We start from the raw sequence: 26,611 nt of genomic DNA on the forward strand, positions 1-26,611 counted from the left end.
GTTAACGTAATGACAAAGTCGCTTGGTAATTAAGGTACGACAGAATCGCTTGGTGATCACATTCGAGAGCAGATTCGGGGTTTATTAAGAATGGACAGAAATCGTTTAGGAGTATCACTCTAAACGATTTATCTCAGGTTAGAAAAAGTATCTTGAAGCCATAGTCGTTTGTTAGCTTGTTACGATTACCTATCTTATTCGGGGTAGTAAATGCTTTCACCGACTGAATTTATGAGAGCAATTAAAAAGTGGTATGAAGAAGATATATATCGTTGTAGGTCAAAATCAATTGAGTTTAAGCTTTGACCTTGGCAACCATTAAAATTTTCAAACTGCGACAATTGTTCATCAACATAATATAAGTGCTTAATTTTATTATTAACCACTCTCAACTCATTTATATTTCCGTATGAACTTATAGCTGTAACATTAACCCCGAAGTTTGACAGATTTTGTTCCACAACATTCCAACGATGAGAAGAGTTACTATCAGGGTTGACCAGTTTCGTCGTCCGATTAGTAAATTGTTCTATAGTCGCCCATAAGTTTATGATTAAGCTTTCATTGGAAATTGCCTTAACTTGCTCTTGTTCTTCTTTCCAATTGAAGTTGGGAAATGACATTCTAGCTAAATGCTTGTTTTCATCAGGAATTTCATCGAACATATGTGCATGATGCTCATTAAACTTATTATATACTGGATCGTATTGTTCTTTATTGCTTTCATATACCGTCATAACATATCGATGAAACATTACAATATCATCAATTCTCTGCTCGGCTTTTAATTTCAATTCAAACCTTTCACTCGAGTGCTCTCCTCTTGGAAAAACAAAAAAATCTTCTTTAAGTGCTAAATAGGTAACATCTTGAGACTTTTCTAGCTCATTTAATGTAAGTAACATAAAAATCCTTTATTAAAATTTTCAATGAAGTAATTTTTGCAAGCTAACGCCCAATTAGGGGTTTTGTGCCCATTTCATCGATAAGTCCAAAGGTGGCCTTTGAAGCCTTACTAGATAAGGGCTCAAAACTTTCAGTATCACGCCGAGATTAAAGTTCGTTATAGGTGTGGTATTCAATATTGGTTCGAGTAGGGTGCTATTTTGCCCTATTTCGAACCAAATTAAGCATAACAACTAGTGATTTGCTTGAAGTGCACTCTATTCGAACCAAGTCAAAGATTCATCGAATACTAATTTTCATACTGCGCCCAATTCACCGAAAAGTTCCACAGAATCCGATTTGTGTTTTAGTTTCAATAACTTAAAATCTTATTTTAAATATAGTCACTTTACATAGCTATAAGTTTAATGCTTATTGCAAAAAGTACCCCTATCCCACAGCCCTTGGTATATAAGGGCTGCAAGCAAAGTTTGGACTTATCGATGAAATGGGCGCAAATCCCCAATTAAGGTGTGAAGCACGCATCCACGACATTCAAATTGAACACCTTAATCACTAAACTTGACCCAAACCTAAAATGCCAAGTGTGCTGAATCACTCTTAAATTGTTTGTTATAAGCAATTATTTGCCCACTTTATCTACAGCTTTCTTTGCAAGATCTAACAACTCTGATGCTGGCAAGTCTTTCTTAGGATTTGACTTTTCCAAGGTCGAGCTTGGGTTGAAATCAATGGTGTTAATCGTTGTTTGTGCCAGTTGAACAAGTAACGAGTCTTTTTCATCACTTTCAGCGAGCTTTTCAATTTGACGCTGGTGCCCTACAAAGGTTTTAGTTACGGCTTCCTTGTGAGCGTATTCTTGCTCAAGGCGCTTGTTCTGCGCCTGTTGCTTGCTGGCGAATAGAGCTAGCCATATCAATGGACCAAAGACCATTAAGCGTTTACCTAAGTCATACAAATACTGAGAGCCTTGACCGGAAATTGAAGCTGCATCTAAACCGAGATAGATCATGAAACCAATAGTTAAGATGAATAAAATAGCCCAACCATTTTTAGGCAGTTTGTATGACTCTTTTTGGTCTTGAAATGCTTTAGCAAGTTCAACATTCGTGGCACCAGTAAGCGCCCCTTCAATTTGAAGTAAAAGTTCTTCCGCTTTAGTTCTATTGGTTTTTAGACTTGACTCATAATCTTTTGCCAAAGTTCTTAACTTTGACTCTAACCCGTCATTTTGGTGACCATATAACAGCTCGGAAGACTGGTTGAAGGACTTCATCAACGCATAACATTCATCGTACACACTCTTGATATTAGTATGTATAGATTCAATGCTTGGAACTAAGCCATCATGAGAATTTGTTATTAGCTCATATTTTTCTTCTGTGTTCTCAAGCAGCGTACTAATTTCTTCTAATTTTTTGTTTGCTTCTTCTCTGGCGTTTAATACCTCAGACTGAATTGATATACCGTCATCATCGCCTTCCAAAAGAAGCACTCTCATTTCTTCAATTTGATCACGCTTCTCTTTAATTTCAGCAATTAGGGTTTCAAATTCGTCTTTGATTTGATTACGTAGACGAGTAAATGAACTTTTTTGACCACTACTTAAATTTTCCATTACTACATACTTTCCTAAAATTGCTTATAACGCTTATTAGACGACAAATTGTCGTCTTTCATCCTTCGATTATGCATTCATTTTTATATTAACTAAACGAACATTCAATACCTTATGCCACATAAAAGCAAGTTAGACTGCAAGATGTCGCCTAGTGACGGGAGTGATGAGTTATCAACGCAATCGAAAAATTTTAAGTAGGGTAAACGCTCGCCCTCTGAATTATGTAGAGTATTTAATCTAAGTAACTTTGGGGCAAATATTTGCTAGCGATATGTGTATTAAAAGATTCAGGCATTGCTGATACTACCAGCTACGACATAATTGCCTTTCACAAGGAATGCCATCATGGTCTCCATCAATTTTAACGCCAGGGCAGTTTGCTAAATAAAATTTAGCTTCATCACACGATCTCATTTGGTTACAGTAGACTTTACTTTGGCAACTAAAATTCATGCTTTCATGCGGTCGACTCAGCTTTGGCATTATTACAAAAAGGTATAAACCAGCACCTAGGATACCAACCAGAAATGCAGAGATTACTATTGAGGGAACTGGATTTTTTTGTGGTTTTACACCAATAAGTAGAGCCTTATCTACACTCAGATTTGTGGATTTTCTATCTAATTGAAATTCGACCTCATCACCAACTTGAGGACGGCGATCCCCCTTTTTAAACTTAGATACATGAACAAAAATATCACCATTAAGTTCTTCCGTATTGATGAACCCAAAACCTCGTTCATCGACCCATCGAACAATTTTTCCTTTCATATATCTTCACTTTTCTCATAGGGAAATTTAGCAATATGATTGGCAAGGCGTCTCTGTATAACAAGCCATACCGAATAAAGTACATGATTAGCCATTAAAAATGGGGCAATCCCAATCCCTTGATTTAAAGAACCACGGGGCAATTCCAAAATGCAGACACCTGCGTCGAACAACCCACTTACTCTATCTCAATCTGACCTATAACCAGCGTTTATTCAAGAACAGCGGTAAAACGAATGTCTTCTGTTTGCGCTATGCCGTTGTTGTTACACATCATTTTGCCCGCAATAAAGTCATCTGAAATATAGGTGAGTTCGTAACGTATGTTATCACCGTACTTGGCGAGCACTCGATTGTTATCTAAGCGCATATTTGCCGCGCAGGCCTTATACCGCTCACTACGAAGAATAAAGATCTCACGTTGATGGTTAGTGACGAGTGTCGTATTGTATCGGCTGTCACCTACCAGTGACACACTCATACTAAATCTCTTATTTTTTAGGCTTTCAAACTGAGCCTCGTCGATTAACCCTCGCCCTAGACCAATTAATTGCGAATACTTAAGCTGTCCACTTGCTGTGACAAAAACAAGCTCATTCACACCATCACCATTAAGGTCTGATATAGAAAAATGTTTAATATCTTCTCCTGGTAAGAGCACTCTTGGATCGCTGACCACATAATCTGAAGCAGCAATATTTGAGGAAAATAATACGGACACAGTAAAGACTAACATCGATGTTCTCATAGTGAATAGGCTCTTTGAAGGAATGCGTACCACATGAACATAGGATCAATCTGTGCGTTGCAGGCGCTGAGGTTAATCTTTGCGACCGAACACACGTTCTAGCAAGAGTGTAAGGCCGTTAGCGCTGGCATACATAATTATATCAATAGAATATCGGCTTTTCGCTTTTCCTTAACGTAGACTTTTGCTACTCTTACCGTGTTCAAAACGTTCGTCACTCACGTTAAGCAGTGTCAAGCACACGGCTCAGCCTTAAATGCCTCTTGGAAGCGTGTCGCGGTCTGACTTAGTCAGATTGAAGAGATTAACCCCCTTCTTTATCGAGAGAAGGAACACAGCGGGCCTTATGCTGTGGCCAACACAATCATACCCATTGGGAATAACATTCCCATTGGTGAAGGTTGTTCCCTGACAATGGAGCAACCTTATGGAAACACAACCCCTACCCTGTTCGGGAACCTTACCCAGTGTTCACAGCGCACCGACTCAACCTTTGGTTGATGTCACGGCGATGGCGAAGTCTGCCGGTATTTATGCCGATTATACAGGAATAACCCTAACCACATGGCATCAAGCCATTGATGTGAAAGAGTGTGCGATCACCTTTAATCGTGATAAGCAACTGCATCGATTATTGGTTCTGGCCAGACGGGCGGCATTAGCGGCATCATCCGACCAGACCATCGTCTTTACCGTTGCCTGCCCACCGTCACGAGGCAGTACCTACCTCCATCAAGCCCTCAAATTAACACTGAATTTGAGTCAAACGGAGCAAGGCACTCACCTCATCATCCAAACCGAATCAGAATGCCAGCATTCTGTCCATTAACCCCCACTGAGAGGCCCCCAGTGGGGGCCTGTTGTACTGTAATCAGGAGTAAACATGGTTCAAATAACTGGCACTCTGACCATCAAAACCATCACCGGTCGTTTCGGTGACTTTAACGTCGGGAACTTAGAATGCGAACTGGGAGAATTCGCTATTCGTGACGCGCTGCTAGAGGAATACACCGAAGGGACGTACCAAGGTACGTTTGGTGTCACTCGTATCTATGCCGGAAGCTATCAAGCCCGTCAACGCATCATCATTGAAGCGCGGGCAGAATTGTCAGCGATTTGGTTGGACGATTACCAAGAAGGGCCTCTGCCGGAGCCCGAATCACTTGAGGCTGAACCGCAAAGTTCAACTCAGCCCGATTCTGAGGTCGTGCCCAAAGTGGCGTCTAACCACGATGAGTCCTCAACACATGCCCATTTAGCGGAGGTCTTCGGCGAGTTGTGGCCTCTCGGTGAGCACGTGGGCGATATCGTCAAACTTGCCCCAGAGGTCGGTCGAGAGCGAATGACTCAACAATTGGCGTTTTTGAAGCGAGAAGTCGACGGCGAGCGTCGCTGGCGGTTTGAACCTCGAGCGCAACATTGGACCCGTATTCGACAAGATGAGGTGCCTTTGTTATGGCCGTGATGCATCCAAGAGTCGCAGGGAACTACTTAAAAGATGGGTATTACCCAACCGATGAGGCCACGTTATCAAAGCTTGCTCGTCTGTTGGTGTGTTTGCCAGGTCATCACCGATTTCTCGATCCGTGTTGTGGTGAAGGTCTCGCTATGGCCCAGCTGCTGCGTGAGATTGAGGGAGAAGCCGATTGCCAGATTGACTCTTTTGGTGTCGAACTCGACGCCAAACGGGCAGCGCTGGCAAAACCTAGGCTGCACCGACTCTTACACAGTAACGTGTTTGACACCGTCATTGGCCCAGGCAGTCAGAGCTTTTTGTTTTTGAACCCGCCCTACGGTGATTTAGTGGGCGATCAACTGGGTAAGACTCAACGTGCGATGGCCAGACTGGAAATACAATTTACTCGCCGCGTGCTGCCGACGTTAAAGCGCGGGGGGATATTGGCGTTAGTGATCCCTTCAACGTCTTTAACGCCAGCCTTTAGCCGCTTTTTGTCAGAGCGCCTCGATGATGTGCGTGTGTTTCGCGCAGAAACGGACCGGTTTAAACAGGTAGTATTACTGGGGGTTAAGCACGACCAGCGAGGAAAGGCCACAGAGCAGCGCCAACACTTGATCGAACATTTAACTCAAATTGGCCAAGGTGAGCGTCAAGCAGGCCCAATGCCAGAGGGCGTGACGCTCTATCAAATCGCTCCCCTATCCCCTCAACCTTTTCGGTTTGAGAAAGTCTGTCCATCAGTGGATGAACTCAGGGAAGCGTTTGAGGCGCATCAAGGATTGTGGCCAACCTTTGATTTGACGTTTGATAAACGCTCTCGCCACTCAGTACCAAGACCATTAAAACGACTCTCGCCCTGGCACCTTTCTTTGTCGCTTGCGGCAGGACAGGTTGCAGGTCGTGTGGTCAGCAATGATGGTAAAACGCAGTTATTAGTGAAAGGAGGGACACAGAAGGTCCAAAAAACTCAGACTCAGGTCGAAGGAGACCAAGTCGTCACCACGAAAGTGGATCAATTTGTTCCCCTCATCAGAGCCATACACATCACCTCTGGTCCGGCCTTTGGCCAAATAGTGGTGATACGCTAACTCAAGGCAGCTTTGCTGCCACTCCCCCCGACTGGGCGTTTTTCCCAGTCAGGGGAAATGCGCTCAATAACCATGACTTTAGACAACTTTAGGAGAAAAAATAATGAACGCATGTCCTCTGATTGAATGGGAAGAAGGGCTTTATGTCGATGCTTTTGTCACAGACCACGACCGCCATGTGCAGTTTCTGTCTTTGTGGGGTCGAGATGGTATCGTTCAACATTTCTTGGCGTCCTTAACGTTACCCATGAGCGACGGCGGGTTGAGAGTGAAAACCCTCACCTTGTCGGACTCGCGTCAGTTTGTTCTTGATTTTGCCAAAGCAAAACAACTGAAAAAACAGACGACACGCTTAGATAAGTACAGTGAGGTCGGTGAATGGGTACATCTGTGGCTCTACGACGAGAGTTTGAATCAACTACAAGGTCAATCGTTGACTTTATTGACTCAAACACCGCTCAATTGGTCTCTGCTTTGGCCAACGGTCAAACAGGTCTGTCACTTGCCGCTCCTTGACAGCTGGCAAGCACCATTAGGACGCTTGCTAGATGACTATTGGACGACTTTACCCAGCTTTGGTGTGTGTGGCACCCAGTTGTCATTGCCCATTGAAGACATCGAACCTTTGGTGATGGAAGGCATTCAGTCCCTTCAACTGCGGTTCGACTCTGTGGAAGAGGAGTGCATGTAATGGAAGGGTTTCAGTCTGCATCGGAGAGCGCATCAACACCCGAAGTGATGACACTCAATGCCTTTATCAATAATTTTGGTGAAGGTCTGCTCGATAATATTGAGAAGGCTCACCCACCTCGGTACACCAGTGACAACCCTCTTCGCCATGCTTATCTCTCGACGCTCAAGCGTGCGCCCTTTGCGGCGCAGGCAGAAGCCATACAAGCGATATGCACCACGCTCCTTGATGACCACGCGCCTGCGGGGATCATCAATGGCGAAATGGGGACGGGGAAAACGCTCATGGGAATTGCGGCCACGGCGGTGGCGTATTCTGAGGGTCAGGCACAGCGCTTTTTAGTGTTGTCGCCTCCGCATCTGGTTTATAAATGGCGCCGTGAGATCTTAGATACCGTCCATGGGGCGAAAGTCTGGGTATTGAACGGACCAGATACCTTACTGTCTTTATTGAAGCTTCGGCAGGCTCAACCACACGACGGACCAGAATACGTTATTTTAGGGCGCGTGCGTATGCGGATGGGCTATCACTGGTCGCCTGCTTATCGAACTCGGTCAGTCAAAGTGGAGGTCGGTCATGATGGTATGGCAGCTCAGCACGTTTGGGTAAAACATTGTGTTTGTCCAGATTGCTATGCCACGGTGCTTAACGAAGATAAAGATCCGATTGCACCCAGTCATTTCCCTACAGACCGACAAGTCGTATGTGACCAATGCGGCGCAGCGCTTTGGACCTTGAGACGCCAACGTCAGAATCAAGGTTTAGGTGACACGGTAAAACGTGCACTGCAAACGCTGCCAACCATTGGGAAAATCACCGCTGGACGTCTGCTCGATGATTTTGGTGAAACCACACTCGCCAAAGCACTCACGGATAATGTGTATGAGTTGGTGAACCTGCTCGATGAAGATGGAGAGTTTGTTTTTAATCAACGTCAATCTGAGCGGATAGAAAGAAAACTTGCCAAGACGCAGTTTGCGTTCGGGCAAGGCGACTTTCAAGCCAGCGAGTTCATTAAACGCTATTTCCCTAAAGGCTTTTTTGACTGGTTAGTTATCGATGAGGTGCATGAGTATAAGAACGCGGGCAGTGCACAGGGGCAAGCCATGCAAGTGCTGGCCAGCCGCACTCGTCAATGTCTGTTACTCACTGGCACCTTAATGGGTGGCTACGCTGAAGATCTCTTTTACTTACTTTGGCGAACCATGCCAGGCATCATGATGAAAGACGGTTATCGTTATCATCGTGGCAAGCTGGGACGGGCTGCAATGCAGTTCTCTCAAGAGCACGGCATCATCAAAGAAGTCATGAAAGTCAGTGACGAAGGAAATCATAAAACGGCCAAAGGGCAGTCACTTCGTATCAGTCAAACCAGAGCACCTGGTTTTGGTCCATTGGGCGTTGCGAAGTATGTCTTGCCCTATACCGTGTTTGTTAAGCTATCGGACATGGGGGAGGGCGTATTACCAGGCTATAAGGAATACTTTGAGGAGGTGTTACTTACCCCTGATATGGCATCCCATTATCAAGAAATGGAAACCGATCTCATGGCTCGTCTTCGACAAGCTTTAAGGGCAGGGGACCACACCTTACTTGGCGTTGTAATGAATGCATTGCTGGCGTGGCCAGACTGTGCCTTTCGCTGTGAAGAAGTCAAACACCCTCGGTCTCAAGAGGTGCTGGCTTTTATTCCCGCGCTGTTTGATGCCAACACACCAACGCCCAAGGAGGAGCGTTTATTAGACATGGTGTTAGACAACAAACGCAAAGGCCGCAGGACCTTAGTGTATACCACATACACGGGTAAGCGAGATACGGCTTCTCGACTCAGGGCATTGATGTTGGAGCAAAACATTCGTTGCTCTGTTCTCAGAGCGACAGTGAAAACAGAAGACAGAGAAGATTGGATATTGGAGCAAGTCGATAGGGGAATTGACGTCATCATTACCAACCCTGAGTTGGTTAAGACGGGATTAGACCTATTGGAGTTTCCATCGATCATTTTCATGCAAACGGGCTTTAATGTTTATACTTTGATGCAAGCGGCGAGACGCAGTTGGCGCATTGGTCAAAAGGAAGACGTCGATGTGACCTTTCTGGGTTATGCTGAAACCGCTCAAATGTCTTGTCTCAGTTTAATGGCCAAAAAAATTGCGGTCACTCAATCCACATCAGGTGAAATGCCAGACAATGGTCTGGATGATTTGAACAGCGACGGTGACAGTGTTGAAGTCGCGCTGGCTAAATCGTTATTGAATCAAACACGTCCCTGTTGAGGTGTTCTATTGCGTCAATCATTTCCCTTCTAAAGGTGCTGGCTTAGGTCGGCACTTTTTTTGTTCATGATATAGCGAGATAAAAGGAAAGGAGCTGCGCCAAAGGAAAAGGACGGAAGGGAAGGGTTTTCCCCAAGGGAAAAGCCCTATCCAAAAAGGAGAAAGGATTGAAATCTCTCAAGAAATGCAGCTTTCACGCACGTGAAACCATGTTAAATTAAATAAATAATTAATCATATTCAATCACTTAACTACAGCGAACATGTCGGCACTAGTTCATCAATTCTTTAATAAACTCTTTTATTTTATTGCGTTTATCTTCTGAAACTTTACGAAGATTGATCACAGCAGAATCTTTACTTCTTATAGCAAAAGTAACACCTCCTCCCAGCTTTTCGATCTTAGGTAATTTTTTATCTTCTTTAGCAACGTCAATTTTTGAATTTTTAATTTTTTTTGCAGACGACAAAAGAATAGCGAGAACCATTTCTGTATGCTCTTCGGGTGTGTTAGATTTGCTTAATGCATTAGATAATTCATCCTGTATTTGTTCTATGAAGCTTTTAGGGGATAATTCATTACTTCTCAAAGTATTACCGATCTCCACAAGAACCTTTGTGTCCTTCTGCGAAGAAACCAAGCTTAAATCTATAAAAACATCGATAATTTCTTCAGGTAACTTAGCAGCATTAAGACATAATGATACGTATCCAGTAGAAACTCCCTCTTTTTCAGCTAAGCACTTAGCGCTAGGATATATATTTCTATCAAGTTTGGACTGATAATATTTTCCCCACTCAATATACGATAGCTTTCTTTTTTGTTCCGAAATTCGAACAATCTCTTCAGCATCTTTTAAAGAAATTTTACAGTCCGCGACTTCCACAGAGAATGAACAATCTCTGAGAATAGCGGCCTTTCTGCGTCTAGAACCATCTACAACTTTAACAATACCATTTTCCATGTAACCAATTGCAGGATAAAGCTGACCTACTTCAATACTAGACAATATATCTTTTAAGCTTTCATCATTTAGTAAATCTTGATTCCTTATGTTTGATGCATCAACATCTGTACAATCCTCTATACTAGACTTTCCAGTGAATGTATAAAGTCGTAACTCAACTGCTTTTCCAGACGCTAGGCTTAATGTTCTGGTTATTTTATTGTCTGAAACAGCATCTTCCGAACTGTAAGAACCAGCCTCAATGGCTTTTTTTCTCTTCTCTAATCTCAATGCAAGTGCGCTTTTACTCATGATTGTTCCTATCAGTTAAGTTTGTGATAATGCATTAACATTTCAATAAGTTCCTGAGCCCAATTAGTAGCTGTAGTTAGAGCTCTACTATAAGCATCTTTGCTACCTGTATAGTCTTTTTTCAAAACTGAAAAAATAGTAGAAGAACTATCAGTACAACGCTCATAAGCTTCCTCTGCTGGGAGAGAGTGCTTCATAACAAATTGATGGCCAAATATTTCATACATTTCAGTTACAGCACTCTCATAGATGTCAATATCATGCTGTTGTTTATGACTCGTATCTTTAGATGTATACGCACCTATAAACTTGAGGTTATCCAATGACATGCCATCAGCTACCATACTTGATAGAACTTCTGGTAGTCTTTCTATAAAACGAATCGTAGAATCCCAATTATAGAAGGTTGGAGGAATAGGAATAACAATACCATTAGCAGCAGCTAAGCAATTCTTCATTACCTTATCCATGTGAGGACCCGCATCAAGTAATATAAAATCATAACTTTTAGAAAGAGGTTTAATAACTCTTTCTTTTAAAAGGTTAAAATACTTATCATCACTACAAATCTCATGGGAATCTAAATCGTCAGCAAGAAAACCATCAGCTGTACCACAAGGTAAAACGTCTACACCTGTTGTAGAAGTCCTTTTTATACCATGCTTGATAAGCTCTTCTTTAGTTATACCTATAGTGGCCATTGCCAATATAGAAGTAAGATCAGAATCAGATATCTCAAAACCAGGAAGAAGTTGTTGAGTACTAGTTCCTTGAGGATCTAGATCTATTACAAGTACCCTATTTTGAAGTAAAACATAACGGTCTAGCAGTTTTAACGCGTCTGCGAGCATGTTTGTTCCTAAAGACTTACCCACACCTCCTTTTAGGTTTTGAAGGATACAAACAAAAGCATCAAGGTTATTGTCTCTATATTTTTCTACTCCAAGGTAATCCGCAACTTCATAACAATGATCAATACTGAGCTTATACTGGTTCGTAGAAGTTTTAGGGAAACTAGATCCTGACTCAGTCATATTAATCATCACATCCTTTAACGTATTCATTGCTATAGGTTTATTAGTAAACCTAAGCAATCTATGGAGTTCCCTTTGGGAATATGTCCTACTAGTAACTTCTTGTTTGACTTCCTGTTGAATCTGAGAACGAACGATTCTTGATCTCTTTGCTTTTTTACCTAACTCTTCTACTTGATTTAGTAACATTATCAATCTCCTATTTATATTCTCATTCTGACTCAAAAAAATGAGTTTGCAACATATTTTTGATATAATAATTCTGAAACGCAGCATGGCGAAAATATCATCTTAGATATTTTTGTTATGCTGGGTTGCCACAAATCTCCTGTGAGATGCAGTGGAGAGAAACTAAAGATCCTAATGGATCTTTAGTTTCTTTATTTCTTAACGAACATGCCAATTTATCGTAATCTGCGTGTTTATTATGGTAATCTGCGTTATCTTTATAGTAATCAGAGTGACACATATCGTACTTATCGTGACACATATCGTATTTTAAGTGAGGTTATTATAGTATTCTGAGTTTTTACTATAGTAATTTGCGTGTTCTATGCGATAATAACTAATAATAAATAGTAATCTGCGTGGTTTTGAGTATACTGTATATATCGTAATCTGCGTGAGTCAGGGTCTTGAAACGTTTTCAAAGGGGCACTGGAACTATAGTATTCTACGTGTTTTTATGTTGGGAGCCATAGAATGGGTAAAGATTTGGGTAGTATTGTTGTTCATGAAGAGTCGGAGCGAAAAAATGCCTTCATTTCTTCACTCTTATATTCTAGAGCAACGGTATTCCATCCTTCGTTGACACTGACAAGCTATATGAAGAAGAGATTGATTGAAGTTGCTGAAAAAGGAGGTACTACATTTGATACTCCTTTAGGTACATCAATCATTTCAAGTTATGGTAATAGCTATCGAGTTGATCTCTACGTCGATTACCTCTTGCAAGGTCACAGAGATTTATTGGACACTTTGTTGGCGTACGCAACAAAGATAACCCTTGATAAAAAATCTCGAGAAGAGGGTTTACCTTTTACATGGTCATCAGTTCTCAAAACCATACCAGGTTTGGAGGTTGTATCAGAAAACCATCCTTACAATATTATCGACGATCAATCTTCCATCGTTCTTTCTATGAGCATGTATGAGTTAGCTATAAGAATGGGGTTAACTCCGCATAGAACTAACTATAAAAAAATAGAAGACCGTATAGCAAAACTATTTGCTGTTTTTTTAACAGTTAGCCAAATAGACGATGATGGAAGCGTAATGGACCGAAAACCTCTTAGATTTATAAAAGACTTTCGAGTTTGTTATGATCCTTCAAAAAATAGAAATGGAAAAAACAATGGAAATGCTGTAGCTAACCATGTCTTTGTCATTTTAGAAAGGTCATTACTTAAGTCTATAAAAGATCACGGATTTTTCTTGAGAGAAGAACAATTTTTAATGGCGAATTATAGTCAACCGTCTATCCGAAGCTTTTTAAAATATCTGAAAACTCATAAAAAACAGTTTGCTTCTGGAAAAAAACTAGATTGGATGATGGAGCAATATATACAGTCAATGGCTAGTCCGGTTGGCGTGAATTTTAGAACTTCTCTAAAGAAGTTAATATTAGAGCCAAATATGATGAAACAAATAGAGAATGATTTCTATATTCAAATTAGGAACAAAGATGATGGTCAATTGTATATATATTACATTGGCACTATCGAGGATGATAAATAATGATTGTTACCAGCAAGATTTCTCAATTGATTAACAATCATCAAAGTGGTGCTAACAGGCCCAGCTATACACTTAAAGGTTTGCTATCTGGGCATTTAGGTATGCTTATCGCAGCTCCTGGAATAGGCAAATCACACCTTGCAATTAGTATTGGTATGGAACACTCAAGCTCATATAACTTTTTAGATATATCAGCCAGAACTGAGCCTAAAAGGACTTTAATAGTATCAACAGAAGACGATTACTCGATTCTAGGAGAACGACTAATAGATAAATATGCTGAGCTTGATGACGCTACAAAGCTTGAGATTAATGAAAATTTAGACTTTTTAGCTGAAATTGAACCTCTCGTAATACCAGCTTCTAGTTCGCCATCCGAGCTGATGAATCATCATCAATACCTATCAGAACTAATCGTTGTGATGAAGGACTATGATCTTGTTATCATTGATACTGTGACAGAAGCTATTGGCGTGTGTGATGAAGTGAAAGATGATCGTCTGATAAAAAACACGTTTAAACAACTAGCTAAAGAATCAGGAGCTTCTATTTTGTTAGTTCATCATGTTAACAAAGATGAAATAAGAGGTAAGCAGGCTATAAATATGGCGTCTGGAGCTGGTTTAACGACAGTCATAAGGTTAGCTAAACTTATATTATCATTGTCTCATAACGGAAAAAATCTGGTATTGAATTTTGTCAAAGCTAATCACCTTAACAAAGAAGAGAGAACACCGATATTATTATCAGATATTAATAGCGGTAGTATTATTAGAGGGTTAGACATGAATAATCAGTTCGTTAACTCGCCAGTAAAAATTAGCGTAGATGAGTCCGCTAGCAAGGGACTTCAAAGAAAAGGGATTAATAAAATTTTTCAAGAACCACCCAAAATAGAAGTTCCTTCAGTTATTGAAGAGGGTGATAATGAAGACTTGTCTGATGTTTTATAGAGATATGATCATTCTAATAAATCTTCAATACGTTTAATAAGATCGAGTTGATTATAATCTAAATCTGCAATTTTTTTAATAATGTTAATTTTTTTTAATGGCATTTCTGAAGATATTTCATCAGAGTAAAAATCCCGTTCACTAACCCCTAAAATACTACAAAGTTTCACTAAATTTTCTCGTGTAATTTGTCCAGTTTTTTTCCACCTTCCTACACTTACGCGAGAAACACCTATCTTTCTGGCGATTTCTGAATCACTTTGGCCACTACCATCTATGTGAAGTCGTATCTTGTCCCGCAAATTGAGCAGCATTTTCTTTTAACCAGTAATTATCTACATATCAAGCATAACCAAAAATTTATTCAGGCGAAATTGAACTTTTAAGGTAACGGTGTTACCTTTTGGGTTACAAGGTTGCTCTTTAAAAACTTACTCAATCCACATTGCTTGAACTTCGCCATACTTTTGCTCTGATGAAGTTCAAGCACAAACACTCCGTCTAACACGAGTGCGACGGTCTATAATGATAGACATAACAACGTAGACAATTGACAGTTGGCGTATTTCTTATGTGATTTAGGGTTAAAGATGCCAGATAAACGCATAGTAGAGCACGCTCAGTTGATTGCAACGATCACTTTTCCGGAGTTACCTCCAAAACAAGCGGTTGCTTTGCTATTGAGTCTCTTCTATTCCCGAGAAGAGTTGTGTGAGCTCATGGATATTCAATCATCCACATTGCGAACACATTTATCCCGTGGGATGAAAACGATTCGTCAAATTAGGGGGAATTCTGGTGTTGATGAGCTGAAATTGGTGGTCTTCGAACGTCTTTCTCAAATGGTGTAAATTTGCTCAACGTATGCCATTCTGTAAACCAATTTTATGATATTACATTTAAAAATGAGAGGTCGTGCAATTCTTGTAGACGCCCCATAAGAGGCGTCTACACGCTCATTTTTATGTAATTGACTATTCGCGTAAAATAGATCCCCTAAAAAGATAAAAAATTATTATTCATTACTGGGAAACATACCTGTTTCACCGGTGAGAAAACGAAACGTCATTGGCTCTTTAATAATCAACCTAACTCAACGAAGGAATCTTTTTTCTTTAGTACAACGTTTTGAGACAATAATCCTGTCCCTAGATGTACGCCTAAGATCTAAGAACTGGGTCAACCTGTTGCCAATTGGTTGCGGTTTGGGTCAATTGACTTCGCCTACACTCGTGTAGGAACACTCTTTTCTGTTTCCTTTGTTTCTTTCATTTGGTGGGTTCGACTCATTATATTGAACTGAACAAGAAGCAGAATTTATCAAATAACATTTTCCATTCTAGAAAGTAATTGAATACTGTGCGCTGTGCCGCTTCACGAGCTTTAGTGAGCGGTTTATAGAGTTTTTGCTTGCATTTTTTTCAGTGATACCTAGACTGTGAACAATATTCACTTGTGTGGATAAAAAGCACACGGCTCAGCCTTAAATGCCCCTAGGAAGCGTGTCGCGGTCTGATTCAATCAGATTGAAGGGATCATCACGAAAAACCTCGATGTTTTTCTTCGGACGCACTGCGGTTGTACTACGTAGATTTGCGGCCACACCAATACCATCAGAGCACGTTGTCTATGACAGCGAGGGCCTGTGTTATTCACTGTCCATTTGCTCTTTACAAGCCAAAAGAATCGATGGCGTAAGCGATACGATGCGTTGTTATGCGCAGCGTGTGCTGATGTATCGATTTCTATACCAAAACCAATGTGATTTATTCACAGCAATGTGCCTCTATCCGGCACTCTATTCGCGCGCCTTGCGTTTGCCTCGGTGTGTCTGGAGTGGGTTGAGTTAGGTATGCCTACGTGTGTCTGAACGTCAGACAGGGCGGGGCAGGGCAAAATGAATATGTTGTCTATCTCGATGCTGCTCTGCAGTGTCATGGCTTAAGAAGAACAAAAAATGAAATGGATGCAGACCTTAGATTCTTTCCTTCGTTGGTGGGGTGAAGAAGAAAAAGTCGCGTTACCTAAGCCTGCTGTCTTGCCCGATGGATTTTTGGCTCCCTTATCACGGGAAGCGTTATTGTCGGACTCGCGCATACAAAGCAAGCTGGTAACGTTAAAACGCAGTGGTATCGGCTTGCCGTATGAGCTTTGGGAATCGTATGTTGTCGATACGGTCGTGAATCTCGCGTCGTATGTGCAGGCCTTACCCGCGTCTCAATATCATCATCATGCGTACCCCCAGGGATTGCTGCTGCACAGTCTTGATACGGCGATTTATGCACTGAGGATACGACGTAACTATACGCTGCCGCCTAATGTTGAGCCGGAAGATCGGATTTTTCGGGAGATCATCTGGGTGTATGGCGTCTTCCTCACCGCGTTGCTGCACGATGTGGGGAAACTCTTTGATTTCGAGATCCAATTGTTGGGGGACAATGATGAGCCCCTAGCGTGGGATTATACAACGCCCATCAAGCAGCCTTATCGCTACCGTTACTTAGACGAGCGCCAGTATGAAACTCACCAAGCGCTCGCTGTGTCTCTGTTGTCGCGTGTGGTCTCGACCGAGCCGATGAAAGCATTAACGCACGATCGAACTCTGTGGGCCACCATGGCGGCGTGTCTGACGGGCCAGCCCCATGATGACAATGTCGTGGCAGATATCGTTATCCAAGCGGATGCGGCGAGCGTTGCCCAAGACCTTGGGGCGGAAGGAGAGGCCATTTCTGAGGCGGCAGAGCAGGCGGCGTCCGGTCATACCCGCTCTTTATCCGGCCAACTTCGCACCACATTAAAATACCTATTAGGGTCGGGCAAACTGCCTTTAAACCGAAAAGGGGCGGAAGGCTTTGTATTCGGGGAGTATGTGTACCTCGTGTGTAAGCCGATCGCGGATACATTACGTATCCAGTTGATGGAGCGAGGGATACAAAATGTACCCAGTAACAACAGTAAATTGTTTAATGAGCTTCAGCAATCAGGATTAGTGGTCTCAGGAGAAGATGGGCAAGCGATTTTGCGCTGTGAAGTCCATTTGTCTGACAGTGATTGGACGCAGACGCTCACGTGCTTAAAATTGGCGTGGTCTTCCCTATTGCCTGATGCCAATTTGGCTTCTCTAACCGGAGAGGTCACGGAGTTGCCGCCGGTGTCCGAGGAAGCGCAAGACGCGGATGTTCCCACGATTGAGCAAGCCAACCGTTTACCGCCAACACCGGATGAGAGTCCTTCACCAATGGCACTGCCCGTGTCTTTGACGTCATCACCTACGGGATCGTTACCTGAAATGGACGATGAGTTGATGCAACTGGCAATGAGTATGGGGTCGGCTCCCGTTTCCACTGAAGATCAAGGGGCCGATGAGCAGGAAGAGACACCTGATCCAGTGACGCCGTCACCTGACGTTTCCATTCTTCTTCGTACTTTATCCCTCACCGATTCGTCAGACGAGCAGCTGACGGATGCCTTTCTCGAATGGGTTGATGCCGTGATTTGTGGCGGCGTTCATCGAGTGAATACGCAAGGCGCCTTATTTCACCGTGTGGGCCGCTATTTAGCGGTGTCATCGCCGAATGTCTTTCGAACGTTTCTCAAAGAGCGCACGACGGGCGGGGATTGTGAACAACGTTATCCAGGTATACAGCGCACCTTGGGTCAAAAAGTGGACCTGAAACCTCAGCCGACTGGACAAACGATACATCGAATTAGCGTAAAGGGAGGCGATAAACCTCTCAACATGATGCTGTGGCCATTGACTGACAAGCTCAGGGCTCGGCTTTCGGTGAACCCTGCATTGGAGTGGAGTGATGATGAATAAGATTGATATTGATTTAGAAATTTCACGCAGCGTGTTGATGAAAATTACGGAAATGAGCATTTCTCCGGACCATCGTCAGGCGCTCATTGATCAATACGGTGTGTCCCCGCAGCGATTGAGACAAATGTCGACGCTTGGAGCCGCTGATATCGCAGAAATCGCCCGCTCTCGTCCCGCTCAAGGTGTGGCTGCGCAGGTATTGGAGCAGTGCTTGGGAACGGGTGTGCCTAAAGAGTTATTGCCGTACCTTGAGTTTAATGCTTGCCGAGCCTTTATTCGCCATTTCTTTGGGGTGACACCCAAACAATACGCCTCATGGGCGGCAAGAGTGCCGATCGATGAGGGGCTTCGCCAGCGTGTAGTGCCCGCCGATAAAGAAGTGGAGGTGTACCACCTTCTATGTGACTACGCCGGTACGTTTCAACGGGAAGGGTCGTTTTGCAAAGAGCCAAACGTGGTGGCATTGACGCACCAAAACATCTTGGCCATTGCCCAAACCTGTCAGATATCGATACGAGCGATTTGGTCAGAATGTGAAAAGTGGAAGAAGTTATCATGATAAAAGAGATGGTGTTATTTACTCATCCTGTCACCAGCCTGTGGGATGTGAACCCCAAATTTTCGAAAAGCTACGCCGAGTTTATGCTAGAGCGGCTGACGGCTTTGGAGATTGCCACCAAAAAAGACGATCCCTATGCAGACTTAGCTCTGCTCAACATTGAGCAAGCCTTATATCAACTTGAATCTGTGGCCAAAGAAGGCCTGTCACAAGAGAGTGATCGTGCTGGAGAAGCCAGTTGGTTGGACTTGCAGGGGCGATGCTTGTGTCCTGATCGTCATACTCCCGCCATGGGATGGTTGATGCTGCGGGTGTTTGGCACGGTAGACCAAGCTTTGGTTCAAAACATGATAGCGTTTCGAACGGCCAGTGTGACGCGCGCGGTGTATGAAAAGCGCAAGAGTCAGTTAGTCAAAGCGCTGCACGCCATGATGAACGTCTTTCACCGTTTCCGCTTTCATACGTCGGGTCTGAATCGTGAGACCATGGCCCAAACTGCGCCAAGTCCAAAACGCGACAAGGTCATTAAGCGCCTCGGTGTGTTGCCACTTGAGATCATGGATTCCATCGAGCGCGCCGATCACGCTCCCTACATTACCCGACGGAATTAATGATTGTGGAGATATTCGCCCACTTACCGCGTTGCTCTGACAATAACACAGCAGCGCGGGTTCGTCCGCGTGATTTGGCGTTCGCTGGCTCTACGAACCCATTATTCAACCAGGTATGGCTCCTGGCTTATCGTCCATTTTTTATCGTTTGGCTGGCTTTGAGAGCGGAGTGTTCGGCCACTACCACGAAGGTATTCATCATGTAGAACGTTCCCAGCACTTAGTCACACTGTGGCTACGCCGCCGTCTGCACATTTACCGGCTTTTTTCTGTCAGGTTGTAACGCTGTTTTAGTTGAAACAGTGCGACCTCTTACGCCTGAAAGTAGAAAGAGGCCCTTTACAAGTTTTGGAGTGAAAATTGGTTTGTTTCTTGTCTCAATTAAAAATGATCACACGTTTCTGTGGCGATGGAGCTGTGAGTTCTCGCTGCTTTATCCTTGCTTATTGTTGTTCAAGTTTCCGGTGAAGGGCTTATATGTGGCTGTTTTCTGAGTGGTTACATATAAGCCTTTCACTAAATAATTAACGGGTTTAAAAAGCACTCATTACCCATTAAAACTAAGTGTCACTTTAGTGACTCTAGCGTTACGGGCGGTTATAGAGACAGGTGGACGCTAGGGACAAACAGAGCAACCAAACACAGTCCGGTGGTTGTTAGCGGTTGGTGCGAATCACAGAGAGCGTATGTTGGGGAAACCCTCGCGTGACACTCTGGCGAGAGGCATAGAGCGAGTATTCTCCTCCTCTATTGATTTGCGGTACGTGGCTAGGAAGGGAGTTGCAGAAGCTTGTTAGGCTGACAAGTGGAGACTCTAAACACGTACAGGTAGAGAGAGACTACGCACTGGATGATTCCTTTTCGACCCGACGGGCGTGATGGACATTTAAGGAGAACCATTACCTGCGCAGTGAGCGAATAGAAGCCTGCGTGGGTAAGGGTTAATTTTACCTAAAATCAAGCCTTTCTCGCCTCTGAGCGTAATATCCACCGACTTTTCGTCAAGTGACATTCGAAAGTAATTATTACAACTTTTGAATAAGTATTTAACAAAATGAATAGGGATGGTGCTTGTAGGAGTAGTCCAACATTATCTTATAAGAACGACGAGTCTGAGAGTCAACGGCCGTTGTTCTTATTATCAACGACAAAAGGGAAGATTGAATATGTTTGAAACAGGTCAAAAAGTACAACTCTGTATGGATGGTGAGCCAATACGTGACGCGATTATTTCAAGAGTTATCAAGCCTCACCCTCATAATGGTGTCAAGTTCTATGAAGTTGAATCGATATTTGATGGAATGGAGCAGGCCATCATAGTGAAAGGATCGCAGTTGTTGCCTAACATTCTGGACACAGGGAAAATGTTAAAAGCTGCATTTATCAACGCCATCTCGATTGATGATTTTCTCCTTAGGGTTTCCGATGAATTACAATTAGATAACAAAACTGCCCTCATAGCATGGCAAGCGATGAAAGTGATTTCTCTAACGGGTATGAAGGGAGAAGAAGCTGAGTACATTAAAGCTTATAGCCAAGGCTTTTCTGCGTCTCAATCAAAGTGTGAATATTCCAATCCTTATCCAATGTATGCGACATGGGGTAATAGCTATGAACGTTGTGAGCATTTTCCAGACGGTGATAGCTTAGAACATCGTGCATTCGAGAATGGTTATTTTGACGCAAGATCACTCAGTGAGCATGGCGAACAATAACCCATTTTAAAAGCAACGTTGTAATGGTATGAAACTATACTAAATTGGAGTTATTTGAGTTGTTTACGCCATTGAGGGGTGTTATTTTGTTGCTCATACCTGACTGACGGTATATTTGACAAGTTTTGTGTTCCAACAGCCCGTCTCATTTTGTGACGGGCTTTTTTATGGCCGACGAATCATGGACTGGGATTGAGATCGAGTGGATACTTTTCTAGATCCAGATAGTCCCAGTTATTTCGACACACCCAAGTCATGATTGTACCAGGGTGGTCCTGCTTTTTAGCAAAGCTCTCCACTGCACTTTCATATTGTTTGAGTGAGCAAGAGTCGTTACCAAATAACGCTTGGTTAGTTCGTAGTCCTGATAGATTGTGGTTCTCTAATCGAGATCGGAAGGTGGTGACAGTGTGATCTGGATTAATCGCGAAGAAAAAGTAATCCTCAGTTTCGAGCATGGTTGAAATGACAGCTTGAACAATCGGATTGCCGGCTGGTACCAAACCGTGATATATCGTATGGCCATAGAATTCAAAGGCAAAGTGAAGCACTTTATATTGGTCAGTGCCAAGAACGGAATGCCCAAAATTCATCCCTTGCTGTGTTACTCTGCTCGGAATTGGGCTTTCGGGTCGAACAGCGATAAAACCGGACTTTTGTTTTCCTTCCGTAACATACCCCAACGCAAAACAAGGCGCTGGGGCGTCCATAAGATCACTAATCAATAATTGATTGACGGTGAGTCGCGGTAGGTAGTTGTGAACATTACCCATCGATTTTAGTTCCTTATGTTTGATAGTGCCCATCAACTTTTACAGCATACATAGACGACGAGATGACTATCTCGAGATTTGATAGGGTGAGGTGAGAGCCCATAAAATAGCCGCTTCTGTATGAGATAGACAGTAAGCGGCGTAGCTTAAGCAATAATAATTCAGATGACCGAGGGGCAGATTATTTTTCTGATCCCATGGCCATCTCTGGAGATAATACTGGATTTTCGTTTTTCTATCGAGTTTTGTGTTAGCTAATATTTGAGTTAGCTTGACGCTCCTCTGACAGCTTCTTGGCCACCCTGATAACCGTTCTTGTCGATACGTTGGTCAGTTTTGCTGTATCGCTAATACTTAGGCCGTTGATCACCCTAAGTTGGTAAATCTTTTCATGTAGTTCGAGGTCGGCCTGCCGTCCTCGATATTTTCCTTCTTCCAAGGCTTTTTTGATACCTTCAGCTTGTCGACGACGACGGTCCTGGTAATCTTTCCTCGCGATAGCGGCGAGCATATCCATCATCATCCCATTAATAGCTTTTATCATCGAACGGGTGAATTCATCGGTGATTTGTGGAGCAAAGGCAATATGACTGGTTGGCAAATCGAGACTGATGACCTTGAGTTCTTTTTTGTACAGCATTTCTTTTAATTTGAACCAACTATCTTCATCAAGACGAGAAAGCCGATCAATCTGTTCAATGATGATGACATCACCAATCGCTGCATCATCAAGTAATCGAAGCAGTTCAGGTCTTTGTAATGACGCACCGGATTCGTTCTCAATATACCATGCTGCTACTCTGAAGCCCTTATCTTGAACAAAACTATTTAGAGTGCCTTGAGCACGTTTTGCGTTTTGATCACTTGTTGAAGCTCTGAGGTATCCGAATATGTACATAAAGTCGTCCTAGGTGACATTAAGGTAATGATCTAACTATGTATGACATTTAGATTATGACAAATATGCTTTTAATGTCAATTTTAGATTATGACATAGAGATATACCTTATTGTCACTGTTTTTATACACAGCCTCTGTAGCTTTGAGTTCAAATTTGGTTCAAATTTGAACTCTTTAGTGTTTGGGTTTATTATCGAGTAGTGCAGCCGAATTAATTCTTATGTTAATAGAGGCTATTTATAAATTTAATAGTTTGTAGAGTCATTAGAAAAAGGTGAGTGTTACTATGGATACGGTAAATGTGGAAACGGTCAGTTTCCTTAAAAAAAATGCAGCTAATCTTCCCGTTGAAGAGCCTCTGACCATTACGCAAAATGGTAAGCCCACTTATGTAGTGGAGTCATATGAAGATTATAAGAAGCGACAAGACGCGATAGCACTTTTGAAGTTAGTTAGTTTTGCTAAAAATGATGTCGTTCAAGGTAGAGTGATACCAGCTGGAGAATTGAGGCGTCGTTTGTCCAACAAAAAAAGTTAACCGACGATGACTAATAAGGTCAATATTCAATACACAGAAACGTTTGAAAACTCAATGAATGATGTTATCGAGCACCTGAAGCAATGGAGTGAAGTGCAGGATGTAATTGAGAAGGTTGAATCATTATTGGATACTTTTGAGGCTCAGGTAAGTGAGAACCCCAATATATACTCGCGTTGCTCAGAGCTTGTAGAGCTTGGTGTGACAAATATTAGGGATTACACAAGAGCAGGGTTTAGGCTACTTTATGAAGTTATGGATGAAGATACGGTTATAGGATTAATTCTATTGAGACAACGTCAGGATATTTCGATGGCTCTTGTTGATTATTGTATTTTGTATAAATAGTTGCAATTGGTTCTTGGTGAAGAGAAAGGGGCCAACCTTGGTGCCCAAGCCCCGATAAAAATGTAGCGAATTATAGGAAACTAAATAGTATTTTCAATCTGATAGAGAAGGGTATCCGTCTTCAATGGTTTGGGCAAATACGCGTCCATACCTGAGTCGTAACAGCGTCGAATGTCATCGTCAATCACGCTGGCTGTTAGGGCGATAATCGGTGTTTTGGGCAATCCTAACAGTTGTTCATGGGCGCGTATTTTTTGTGTGGCCTCGAACCCGTCCATTACTGGCATCATACAATCCATTAGGATAAGACTAAAAGAGGTATCCTCTTTGTATTTATCCACAGCAATTTGACCGTTTTCTGCGACTTCAAACTGGTATCCCGCTTTACTGAGCATAAGCGACGCTACTTTCTGGTTGACGTGATTATCTTCCACTAATAACACACGACCTACTCTTCCCGAAACGAAGTCATTTTTTTGAGGAGGGATACCAGATGTTTCTATTGGGTCATGGTATAAGTTTGAGACAATACCCATGGATAAAAATTTATTTAACTTATCTTTAAGTACGGCGGCTTTAAATGGCTTAGGCATATAATCATCCATGCCCACATCAAAACATTTTTGGATATCATCGTCTGCAACGCTTGCGGTTAAAGCGATGATAGGAATGTTTGATTTTTTATTCTCTTCCTGTTCGAAGTAACGAATTTTCTTCGTGGCTTCAAAACCGTCCATCACAGGCATCATACAATCCATTAGAATTAGACCATAATGATTATGCTTAAACATCTCCACAGCTTTTTGCCCATTTTCGGCTAAATCAAAACGGTAACCAGCTTTTTCTACATGCAGTCCTGCAATCTTTCTATTCACCTCATTGTCATCGACAATGAGTATTTTTTTTGATTGACTACCTTCATAGATATTGGCATCAGTTTGAGGTGAGTGGGTATGGACATTCTGCTCCAGCCGTTCAAGGATTTTTACTAATCTCAGGCCTAGCAATGGCTGAGTAATGATGGCATCGACACTGTCTCCAAAGTTGAAAGTATCGCTATGTAGGTGTTTTATAATGCACACAGGAATACCGGTATTGCTTAGGTGGTAGAAGCAATGTTCACTTTGGCGTGCTAAGTTGGGAACTGTTTCAACATAAATGACGATCACATTGTCTTGCTCTGTGTTCCAAGTTGGCAGTCCATCCAAACGGGTAAAGGAATGCTGAACTGGTATATGATAAACATTAAGTTCATGTTTCAACTGGCGTTCGCGATCTTTATCATCACAGACTAGGCAAAGTTGAGAATGTTTCAACGTGTGCTTAGTATCAACATGATGCTCTGCAATAGGAAGAGAAAGCGTAAAAAAGAATCGGCTACCGTTTCCTTTTTTCGATTCCAGCTGAATAACACCCCCCATTAGTTCTACTAGTTGCGTGCTAATGGCCAAGCCCAGTCCAGTCCCTCCAAACTGGCGAGTCGTGGAATCATCTTCCTGTGCAAACGGCTCAAATATTTTTCTCTGCTGTTTTTCGTCAATACCAATACCGGAATCTCGAACCGAAAATTCTACGATAGCTTGAGAGTCGATGATGTGTAATGTATTGACGGCGAGCTCTACTTCTCCCGTTTCTGTGAATTTCACGGCGTTGGACATAAAGTTCATGAGGATTTGACGTAGGCGGTGATCGTCTATCATCAGACAATAGGGTGTATTGGGGCTAATGGAGACTCTAAGGTGGATCTGTTTTTCTTTCGCTTTTGTTGAAACAATAGAGGCAATGTCGTATATGGATTCACGTACATTGGTAGAATGCGGGCTGATCACTAACATCCCCGATTCTATTTTGGAAAAGTCTAAAATATCATTAATCAAATTAAGAAGAAGGTGTGATGATGTTTCAATGGTGTCCACATAATCACGCTGAGTCGCTGTTAGTTCGGTATCCGAAAGGACTTCTGAAATGCCAATCACGCCATTGAGCGGAGTGCGAATTTCGTGTGACATATTCGCTAGAAAGCTACTTTTCGCTTTGCTTGCTTGGATGGCTTTGTCTTTTTCTTTTTCGGCTTCATCTTTTGCCAAGCCAAGCTCTGCGTAATGCCTGGCAATAAGGTCACTGGACTCGTTAAACTTGTTCGCCAAATGGGTGATTTCATCGTGAAACCAAGGGGTAGGAAGACCTATTTTTCTTGGAGTGTGACAGGGGTTATTTTCGCTGACAGCTTTCTCCATCATGTTAATGCGCCTTATGATAAAAAACCATGTAAAGGTCAGTACACCAGTGAGTAATAATATTATGCGAATACTTTCTGCTGATAGGATATGAAGAAATTGAGACCATAGGCTTTGGTAAGTGTTTGTTAAATCAGATTGAATGATTAGTTGACCCAATGTGTAATTTTTTCCACCGAAATGATGGATTAAAGGCCATGTTTGAGTGATGACGTTATCTTTAATCGCTTCACCTCGCTCGATGATGGATTCTGTCTCTGTCGAAATATGCGCATAATCTACGTTTGGTAAGGTGAATAAGCCATCGATTTGGGCTCGAAGCAACAATCTATCTTCAACCCATACGCTTTCTGTGATACCCGATAGATGACTGTTTTTAATATTGGATAGGTTGTCATTAATGGATTGGATATCTATCTGGAGTCGATGATGAAGGTTGTAACTGGCGGTTGCTAAAGCAAGTACTGTACTCATTATTGCAACAGCGAACAGAAGCTTTTTATTGATACTCAGGTATCGATGTTTTCTACTCATTATTAACCTAGCCTTTTTATCGAATATTCTTTTA

24 protein-coding genes are annotated in these 26,611 nt (G+C 42.4%); 14 read left to right on the forward strand and 10 right to left on the reverse strand.

Annotation, left to right across the window (positions count from 1 at the left end):
• Nucleotides 1-194: 194 nt before the first annotated feature.
• The 4 genes from QQK21_RS20350 to QQK21_RS20370 all read right to left on the reverse strand — a co-directional run bounded on the left by QQK21_RS20350 (nt 195) and on the right by QQK21_RS20370 (nt 4,046).
• Nucleotides 195-905: a hypothetical protein gene (locus QQK21_RS20350; RefSeq protein WP_284193999.1), complete on the reverse strand. Its 711-nt coding sequence runs from the start codon at nt 903-905 to the stop codon at nt 195-197.
• Nucleotides 906-1,528: 623 nt separating this feature from the next.
• Nucleotides 1,529-2,524 (reverse strand): AAA family ATPase, encoded by a 996-nt coding sequence (locus tag QQK21_RS20360; RefSeq protein ID WP_284194001.1) that lies wholly within the window; start codon nt 2,522-2,524, stop codon nt 1,529-1,531.
• Nucleotides 2,525-2,830: 306 nt separating this feature from the next.
• Complete coding sequence (locus QQK21_RS20365) at nt 2,831-3,298, reverse strand: cold shock domain-containing protein (protein WP_284194002.1); 468 nt, start codon at nt 3,296-3,298, stop codon at nt 2,831-2,833.
• A 211-nt stretch (nt 3,299-3,509) separates the two neighbouring features.
• The gene (locus QQK21_RS20370; protein ID WP_284194003.1) at nt 3,510-4,046 is read right to left on the reverse strand and encodes a hypothetical protein; all 537 of its coding nucleotides are present in this window, start codon (nt 4,044-4,046) and stop codon (nt 3,510-3,512) included.
• A 427-nt stretch (nt 4,047-4,473) separates the two neighbouring features.
• On the opposite strand from QQK21_RS20370, the gene QQK21_RS20375 reads away from it, so the two are divergent.
• From QQK21_RS20375 to QQK21_RS20395, 5 genes are all read left to right on the forward strand, one after another.
• Nucleotides 4,474-4,875 carry a hypothetical protein gene (locus QQK21_RS20375; RefSeq protein WP_284194004.1) on the forward strand — a complete coding sequence of 134 codons (402 nt, stop codon included), beginning with the start codon at nt 4,474-4,476 and terminating at the stop codon, nt 4,873-4,875.
• A 54-nt stretch (nt 4,876-4,929) separates the two neighbouring features.
• Entirely contained in the window at nt 4,930-5,511 is a 582-nt protein-coding gene (locus tag QQK21_RS20380) for a DUF3275 family protein (protein WP_284194005.1), read from the forward strand.
• Complete coding sequence (locus QQK21_RS20385) at nt 5,502-6,593, forward strand: DUF6094 domain-containing protein (RefSeq protein ID WP_284194006.1); 1,092 nt, start codon at nt 5,502-5,504, stop codon at nt 6,591-6,593. The genes QQK21_RS20380 and QQK21_RS20385 overlap by 10 nt, the downstream gene beginning before the upstream one ends.
• Nucleotides 6,594-6,696: 103 nt before the next feature.
• Entirely contained in the window at nt 6,697-7,284 is a 588-nt protein-coding gene (locus QQK21_RS20390; protein WP_284194007.1) for a hypothetical protein, read from the forward strand.
• Nucleotides 7,284-9,560: a DEAD/DEAH box helicase family protein gene (locus QQK21_RS20395; protein WP_284194008.1), complete on the forward strand. Its 2,277-nt coding sequence runs from the start codon at nt 7,284-7,286 to the stop codon at nt 9,558-9,560. Before QQK21_RS20390 ends, QQK21_RS20395 begins: the two co-directional genes overlap by 1 nt.
• Before the next feature lie 271 nt (nt 9,561-9,831).
• Here the strand turns inward: QQK21_RS20395 and QQK21_RS20400 are convergent, their stop codons facing one another.
• Both QQK21_RS20400 and QQK21_RS20405 read right to left on the reverse strand, forming a co-directional pair.
• Nucleotides 9,832-10,818, reverse strand: a complete 987-nt coding sequence (locus QQK21_RS20400; protein WP_284194009.1) for a ParB/RepB/Spo0J family partition protein — start codon at nt 10,816-10,818, stop codon at nt 9,832-9,834.
• An 11-nt stretch (nt 10,819-10,829) separates the two neighbouring features.
• Nucleotides 10,830-12,041: a ParA family protein gene (locus QQK21_RS20405; protein ID WP_284194010.1), complete on the reverse strand. Its 1,212-nt coding sequence runs from the start codon at nt 12,039-12,041 to the stop codon at nt 10,830-10,832.
• A gap of 513 nt (nt 12,042-12,554) precedes the next feature.
• Here QQK21_RS20405 and QQK21_RS20410 point away from each other — a divergent pair.
• Nucleotides 12,555-13,589 carry a DNA mismatch repair protein gene (locus QQK21_RS20410; RefSeq protein WP_284194011.1) on the forward strand — a complete coding sequence of 345 codons (1,035 nt, stop codon included), beginning with the start codon at nt 12,555-12,557 and terminating at the stop codon, nt 13,587-13,589.
• Complete coding sequence (locus tag QQK21_RS20415; protein WP_284194012.1) at nt 13,589-14,542, forward strand: AAA family ATPase; 954 nt, start codon at nt 13,589-13,591, stop codon at nt 14,540-14,542. Before QQK21_RS20410 ends, QQK21_RS20415 begins: the two co-directional genes overlap by 1 nt.
• Before the next feature lie 8 nt (nt 14,543-14,550).
• Here the strand turns inward: QQK21_RS20415 and QQK21_RS20420 are convergent, their stop codons facing one another.
• Entirely contained in the window at nt 14,551-14,856 is a 306-nt protein-coding gene (locus tag QQK21_RS20420; protein WP_284194013.1) for a helix-turn-helix domain-containing protein, read from the reverse strand.
• 276 nt (nt 14,857-15,132) lie between these two features.
• Here QQK21_RS20420 and QQK21_RS20425 point away from each other — a divergent pair, with 276 nt between their 5' ends.
• The 5 genes from QQK21_RS20425 to QQK21_RS20445 all read left to right on the forward strand — a co-directional run bounded on the left by QQK21_RS20425 (nt 15,133) and on the right by QQK21_RS20445 (nt 21,247).
• Nucleotides 15,133-15,393, forward strand: coding sequence for a sigma factor-like helix-turn-helix DNA-binding protein (locus QQK21_RS20425; protein ID WP_284194014.1), 261 nt, complete (start codon nt 15,133-15,135; stop codon nt 15,391-15,393).
• A gap of 1,115 nt (nt 15,394-16,508) precedes the next feature.
• Nucleotides 16,509-18,362, forward strand: coding sequence for a MobH family relaxase (gene mobH, locus QQK21_RS20430; protein ID WP_284194058.1), 1,854 nt, complete (start codon nt 16,509-16,511; stop codon nt 18,360-18,362).
• A complete protein-coding gene (locus tag QQK21_RS20435; RefSeq protein ID WP_284194015.1) occupies nt 18,352-18,921 on the forward strand; it encodes a hypothetical protein in 570 nt (189 codons plus the stop codon). The genes mobH and QQK21_RS20435 overlap by 11 nt, the downstream gene beginning before the upstream one ends.
• 47 nt (nt 18,922-18,968) lie before the next feature.
• Nucleotides 18,969-19,532, forward strand: coding sequence for an AcaB family transcriptional regulator (locus tag QQK21_RS20440; protein WP_284194016.1), 564 nt, complete (start codon nt 18,969-18,971; stop codon nt 19,530-19,532).
• 1,166 nt (nt 19,533-20,698) lie between these two features.
• Nucleotides 20,699-21,247, forward strand: a complete 549-nt coding sequence (locus QQK21_RS20445) for a hypothetical protein (RefSeq protein ID WP_284194017.1) — start codon at nt 20,699-20,701, stop codon at nt 21,245-21,247.
• Nucleotides 21,248-21,426: 179 nt separating this feature from the next.
• Here the strand turns inward: QQK21_RS20445 and QQK21_RS20450 are convergent, their stop codons facing one another.
• Nucleotides 21,427-22,020 (reverse strand): hypothetical protein, encoded by a 594-nt coding sequence (locus tag QQK21_RS20450; RefSeq protein WP_284194018.1) that lies wholly within the window; start codon nt 22,018-22,020, stop codon nt 21,427-21,429.
• 250 nt (nt 22,021-22,270) lie between these two features.
• On the reverse strand, nt 22,271-22,918 hold the full coding sequence (locus QQK21_RS20455; protein ID WP_284194019.1) for a recombinase family protein: 648 nt from the start codon (nt 22,916-22,918) through the stop codon (nt 22,271-22,273).
• A 288-nt stretch (nt 22,919-23,206) separates the two neighbouring features.
• Between QQK21_RS20455 and QQK21_RS20460 the strand changes: the two genes are divergently transcribed.
• Nucleotides 23,207-23,458, forward strand: a complete 252-nt coding sequence (locus QQK21_RS20460; RefSeq protein WP_284194020.1) for a type II toxin-antitoxin system prevent-host-death family antitoxin — start codon at nt 23,207-23,209, stop codon at nt 23,456-23,458.
• Nucleotides 23,459-23,464: 6 nt separating this feature from the next.
• Nucleotides 23,465-23,806, forward strand: coding sequence for a type II toxin-antitoxin system RelE/ParE family toxin (locus QQK21_RS20465; protein WP_284194021.1), 342 nt, complete (start codon nt 23,465-23,467; stop codon nt 23,804-23,806).
• An 80-nt stretch (nt 23,807-23,886) separates the two neighbouring features.
• Here the strand turns inward: QQK21_RS20465 and QQK21_RS20470 are convergent, their stop codons facing one another.
• On the reverse strand, nt 23,887-26,577 hold the full coding sequence (locus QQK21_RS20470; RefSeq protein ID WP_284194022.1) for a response regulator: 2,691 nt from the start codon (nt 26,575-26,577) through the stop codon (nt 23,887-23,889).
• Nucleotides 26,578-26,611 lie beyond the last annotated feature (34 nt).

Origin of the sequence: Vibrio zhanjiangensis, assembly GCF_030161235.1 — a bacterium.
Taxonomy (GTDB): Bacteria; Pseudomonadota; Gammaproteobacteria; order Enterobacterales; family Vibrionaceae; genus Vibrio; species Vibrio zhanjiangensis.

Bases quoted from the DNA above. Each gene is read 5' to 3' on its own strand.
- QQK21_RS20460 (WP_284194020.1), top strand. From the start codon at position 23,207: ATGGATACGGTAAATGTGGAAACGGTCAGTTTCCTTAAAAAAAATGCA.
- QQK21_RS20425 (WP_284194014.1), top strand. From the start codon at position 15,133: ATGCCAGATAAACGCATAGTAGAGCACGCTCAGTTGATTGCAACGATC.
- QQK21_RS20470 (WP_284194022.1), bottom strand. From the start codon at position 26,577: ATGAGTAGAAAACATCGATACCTGAGTATCAATAAAAAGCTTCTGTTC.
- QQK21_RS20445 (WP_284194017.1), top strand. From the start codon at position 20,699: ATGTTTGAAACAGGTCAAAAAGTACAACTCTGTATGGATGGTGAGCCA.
- QQK21_RS20360 (WP_284194001.1), bottom strand. From the start codon at position 2,524: ATGGAAAATTTAAGTAGTGGTCAAAAAAGTTCATTTACTCGTCTACGT.
- mobH (WP_284194058.1), top strand. From the start codon at position 16,509: ATGCAGACCTTAGATTCTTTCCTTCGTTGGTGGGGTGAAGAAGAAAAA.
- QQK21_RS20450 (WP_284194018.1), bottom strand. From the start codon at position 22,020: ATGGGTAATGTTCACAACTACCTACCGCGACTCACCGTCAATCAATTA.
- QQK21_RS20390 (WP_284194007.1), top strand. From the start codon at position 6,697: ATGAACGCATGTCCTCTGATTGAATGGGAAGAAGGGCTTTATGTCGAT.
- QQK21_RS20370 (WP_284194003.1), bottom strand. From the start codon at position 4,046: ATGAGAACATCGATGTTAGTCTTTACTGTGTCCGTATTATTTTCCTCA.
- QQK21_RS20400 (WP_284194009.1), bottom strand. From the start codon at position 10,818: ATGAGTAAAAGCGCACTTGCATTGAGATTAGAGAAGAGAAAAAAAGCC.
- QQK21_RS20415 (WP_284194012.1), top strand. From the start codon at position 13,589: ATGATTGTTACCAGCAAGATTTCTCAATTGATTAACAATCATCAAAGT.
- QQK21_RS20385 (WP_284194006.1), top strand. From the start codon at position 5,502: ATGGCCGTGATGCATCCAAGAGTCGCAGGGAACTACTTAAAAGATGGG.
- QQK21_RS20365 (WP_284194002.1), bottom strand. From the start codon at position 3,298: ATGAAAGGAAAAATTGTTCGATGGGTCGATGAACGAGGTTTTGGGTTC.
- QQK21_RS20380 (WP_284194005.1), top strand. From the start codon at position 4,930: ATGGTTCAAATAACTGGCACTCTGACCATCAAAACCATCACCGGTCGT.
- QQK21_RS20375 (WP_284194004.1), top strand. From the start codon at position 4,474: ATGGAAACACAACCCCTACCCTGTTCGGGAACCTTACCCAGTGTTCAC.
- QQK21_RS20410 (WP_284194011.1), top strand. From the start codon at position 12,555: ATGGGTAAAGATTTGGGTAGTATTGTTGTTCATGAAGAGTCGGAGCGA.
- QQK21_RS20435 (WP_284194015.1), top strand. From the start codon at position 18,352: ATGATGAATAAGATTGATATTGATTTAGAAATTTCACGCAGCGTGTTG.
- QQK21_RS20395 (WP_284194008.1), top strand. From the start codon at position 7,284: ATGGAAGGGTTTCAGTCTGCATCGGAGAGCGCATCAACACCCGAAGTG.
- QQK21_RS20455 (WP_284194019.1), bottom strand. From the start codon at position 22,918: ATGTACATATTCGGATACCTCAGAGCTTCAACAAGTGATCAAAACGCA.
- QQK21_RS20465 (WP_284194021.1), top strand. From the start codon at position 23,465: ATGACTAATAAGGTCAATATTCAATACACAGAAACGTTTGAAAACTCA.
- QQK21_RS20350 (WP_284193999.1), bottom strand. From the start codon at position 905: ATGTTACTTACATTAAATGAGCTAGAAAAGTCTCAAGATGTTACCTAT.
- QQK21_RS20405 (WP_284194010.1), bottom strand. From the start codon at position 12,041: ATGTTACTAAATCAAGTAGAAGAGTTAGGTAAAAAAGCAAAGAGATCA.
- QQK21_RS20420 (WP_284194013.1), bottom strand. From the start codon at position 14,856: ATGCTGCTCAATTTGCGGGACAAGATACGACTTCACATAGATGGTAGT.